This is a genomic window from Bacillota bacterium, from assembly GCA_013314855.1.
Classification (GTDB): Bacteria; Bacillota; Clostridia; order Acetivibrionales; family DUMC01; genus Ch48.
In genome coordinates, this window is the sequence record JABUEW010000204.1 from 1 (window position 1) to 4375 (window position 4375).

At 39.6% G+C, this 4375-nt stretch carries 3 protein-coding genes; all 3 read right to left on the reverse strand.

Going from position 1 to position 4375, the window contains the following annotated elements; genetic code table 11:
• Nucleotides 1-644 precede the first annotated feature (644 nt).
• A complete protein-coding gene (locus HPY74_20010; protein NSW92893.1) occupies nt 645-2408 on the reverse strand; it encodes a hypothetical protein in 1764 nt (587 codons plus the stop codon).
• A gap of 84 nt (nt 2409-2492) precedes the next feature.
• Nucleotides 2493-3944, reverse strand: a complete 1452-nt coding sequence (locus HPY74_20015) for a hypothetical protein (GenBank protein NSW92894.1) — start codon at nt 3942-3944, stop codon at nt 2493-2495.
• A gap of 217 nt (nt 3945-4161) precedes the next feature.
• The coding region (locus HPY74_20020) for a hypothetical protein (GenBank protein NSW92895.1) at nt 4162-4375 on the reverse strand (214 nt) is incomplete at its 5' end.

A 4375-nucleotide genomic window follows, 5' to 3' on the forward strand; every position in this document is an offset into this window, starting at 1 on the left:
ATTTTATCATTTCTATATCTTCAGGACTAAATGTCCTACCTGAAAATGTTCTATTAGTATTGTTCATGACTTGATTACCTACCTCCCCCAAGTCTACTATACAATACTAATCTTGTACGTGTCCAACTCGGTTTTGCGAAAATATTTTTTTGCTACTCTCTATAACTCTTGTTTTCTCTTTCTTTTAAATTCGTGCTTCATCTCTGTTGGGCACTGATAGTTTAAATTTTAGGAAATTTATAGCATTATCTATAAAAATACTTTTTACAAAAGATCAGATACCATATCTCAAGCCTTGCACCTACCTTTTGATTTTATAACCTCCACACATGATGTCAAGGATTTGCTTCGTCGGACTTACGTCCGTCCGAGGCATGGTAGCCTTGCGGATATATGAGCCCTGAGGAGTTTCACAAAGCATTCATGAGTAAATTGATGAAAGCAGAATCTTTTGTAGGATAATTTCTATAATTAGGGGGCCAGCCTGGTAGCACCATCATATGATAATGTATTTTATCCTTCCTTTTCATGTTATTTCCCTTTTTTCATGTCATTTCTCCTTATTTGCATATTATCTAAAAAAGGATGGGCATGATCCTTCTACCTGCCCATCCTTTCATTTTATGTTTGTTTTTATTGCATAATTATTTATTTGCCTGGATTTCTGCTTTCACTTCATCGGTGATTTCCTGCCCTCCTTGGGACAAATACTGCTTTACAAAACTGTCGAAATACACTTTAATGGTCTTCCCTTCCGTGTCCCCCATTATCATCTTAGTATAGGCCTCATGTTCCAGCTTTTCAAGGAAGGTGCCCTTCTTTTCCATGGTTTTGGTGATGCCGGAGAAATCAGAGCGGATAAACTTGACATTAGAGTTATAGAGAGACATCATGCCTATGGTGTAGCCCATGGAATTGGACCAGTCTTTCATGCTGGCATAAGGGTTATCGCTGCTCGCTACTACCTTTGCTGCATCTGCAATAAAAAGGTTATAAGGAATATCCCATTTACAAGTAGTTAAACTTTTTATTTCGTCACGCGTTATTTCCCCTTTTGCATAACGATATGCTAGGTAAGAACATTGCAAAATAGAGTCCGCTCTTAGTGGAACCACACTTAATGGAGTATACGCATTATTTACTGCTGCCGCTTCTTCTATATCTTTTTGGTAATATTCTTGTTGCATATGATAACAAAAATCATTAAGTGCATAGATAAAATATTCTGGATGCTTTACCTTTTTGCTAATTACTCCAATTTGATAACCTGCTGGATTGGAAGCTCCACTAATGTAGTTTTTACCTTTTTCTTTTGGTAACGCAAAAGCAATCCATTTGGCTTTGGGATTATTTACCACCGTATCAGTCATATATGACCAACTTAACCACCAAGGCCCAAATAACATCCCTGCTTCACCATTTGTAACTTTCTGCTTATAAACATCCTCATTCCATGTAGCAAAATCCTTTGGAATAATACCCTTTTTGTACCAGTTATTCAAAAGTTCAAGAGCACTTACCGCTTCAGGCATCAACGAACCGTAAATCACGCTGCCGTCACTCTTGACACGCCATTGTCCAGGAGTTGCACCATAGTTAGTAAATATATCAGCTAGGGAACCTATACCTCCATCCGCGCTGTTATACCTGGAAAGTATTATTAAGCCTAAGGTATCATTTTTTCCATTTCTGTCAGGGTCGTTATTTATAAATGCCTGTGCCACAGTTTCAATATCGACTATGCAGGTGGGTTCAGGTAATTTTAAATTATCCAGCCAATCTTTGCGCACCCATAATATTGGACTTGAGTCACCAAGGCCTGTTGCTTTTGGTATACCATATATCTTGCCTTTTTTGGTAACTGCTTTAATATCAACATTATCAGCACTTGCAAATGTCTCTTTTATAACAGGATCAACTGTCTTATTATACAGGTCTGTAATATCAGCAAGTAAGTCGGCTTTCACAAGAGCATCATATTGTGCATATTTCACTTCAAAATAATCAGGTATATCTCCTGAAGCAATTGCCATATTCAATTTCTGGTCAAAAGCTTCTCCCGCAGCTGTCCACAGTACCTTGGGAACTAAGCCAGTATACTTTGTAAACAATCTGCTACGAAGGTTGTCTTCGTCCGTCTGCCCCTCGGGCAGCGTGTATCCTACAGGTGTTTTTAATATTGTTGTGTAGGTAATTGGCGGATCAAATATCCTAACGTAAGGATTACCTTCAACACTCTTATATGATGCTTTGCTAAAATCAATCTCATGTATAGATTTAGCCGCTTCCGCAGAAGATAATTGTCCAGGTTCAGTTGACGATGTCACCTTTTCTTTCGTCGTTTTAGCACAAGCAGTTAGAGATAATACTATCGAAGCAACGAGTAAAAATAATAAAATCCTTTTCATATGCAAAACCTCCTAAAAATTTTTAGTATTAATCTATTTAAACTTAAATAGATTCAAAAGCTTTTAATTCAAGGTAAATATTAATTATAATTCGATTTCATTGTGACACAAAACAGTAATTAACTCCTTCGTATCCACGGTACAATCCCAAAGCAACTCCGAAAGCAACGCAAGGCTTATGTGCAGATCGCACTCCCACATACCGTCTTCAACCAGTGCAGTGATTATTCTGTCCTGAATAGGAGAATCTGCTATCAAATGTATAATCTGCTTAAGCTGCTCAACCTGCTCCAGCCAATAGGGGGCTGCATAACGCCAGTAAAATGTGCGCTCATGGTTGCGCTTCCGAATAAAATGCTTATCCGCCCTGCCCATTATGTGTACACCCTTCTGGTGCTCAAACTTGTCCCAATTAAGAACGGTGAAGCCTTTGAACACCGCACCAAAACGCTCCCGAGCACCCCGCACCGCCAGTAGTTTGCGGGTATATTCGTACGTATGATCAAATGTTTCAATGTTTTTTGGATCATAATGATAGGGGAAGCTGCCTGCATCCTCCCAAACAATCCAGACATTAGGATGGATGGTGGAAAACTTATTGTATTCATTCTTAATTGAGGTAGCATGTACTCCAAACTGTACCCATAAATCAGGATAACGAGCAAACAAGGCGTCGCAGATTTTGTTTACCCAGTCAACCACAAGCTCAGAAATGGATTTCCCACCTATGATGGTATCGTTCGTTTCGGTGAAAGCTTGAAAATATATACCGTCACAACCTATAGGCAGATACTGCTGCTCGTATGTGTCTATGACATACTGCGTCCATTTTGTAATCTCCGCGGGATCTTCCGGATTCACCTGTTGACCCCAGCCCCATGAATAACCCCATACGATTTTTACCGCCTTGCTGTGGGCATATTCTACTACCTTGCGGGCGTTTATGGGAGCATAATCATTCCATATCACCAATGTGTTGAGCTTAAGTTCACTCATGTGGTCGATATAACCCATATAGTCATATATTACGTGCCCCCACGACCAGAGTCCACGGTGCTCAATAAGCGGATAGCTGCTTTTTTCAAAAGGCAATACTGCGTCCATAAAGGGCGCATAACGTTTGTTGTAATGATAACCATGATATTTCATTTCGTGCTGTATGTAATAACGCTGAAAATCCTCCACAGCGTAAAGCACGCCCGCAGGGTCGGCACCCTGTAGCACTATCATACTGCGCTCTGGATTTCTTGGGTTGGCATCAACCCTTATGCTATACCCTTCTCTTTGCGTCTGTGGCTTAAACCAACCCTCATTGTATAGCATACGGAGATAACAATTGTCCGCCATTGTTCCGATGAAAACCAAATTATCCTCGCCACACATGTCAAGTCGTTCGTCAGAGGGTGAAATGGTTAGTACGTATGGCACATATTGTTGTATCAGACCGTAAAGCCTGTCGATCGCCTGCTGCTGCACTCCCTCATAGATACCGTATACTATACGGTATCTATTGTTGCCATATTCAGTGTAATTCATGCCATGTCTCCTTTCTTATATAGCCCACTTTGTCTCGCGAACTGTATACCACTATGTGTGAAGTATCACAACGGCCTCTTAAACTCATTATCCTTCTGAACCGTTATTACACACCATCAACGCATATATAGTCATAACATTTACAATATTCTCGGTCTGTGAAATATACAAACACATTCATGTGCACTTTGAGATATTTTTAAAGTGTTTGAAAGTTTCATTTATATTTTATCCCTACGAAATGTCTTTGCATATGGACGATTTTGTCGGAAAATTTGTCTTTTATTGCAATTGATTGGTCAATAGCAAGACCTATGCCCTTACCCGAGTTGGTAGTAGATTTTAACATGTCGTTAAGCTCGTTAAGTTTACTGTCGCTTATGCCCGCGCCATTATCTTGTATGGCTATAATAATATCCTGATTTTGTTCT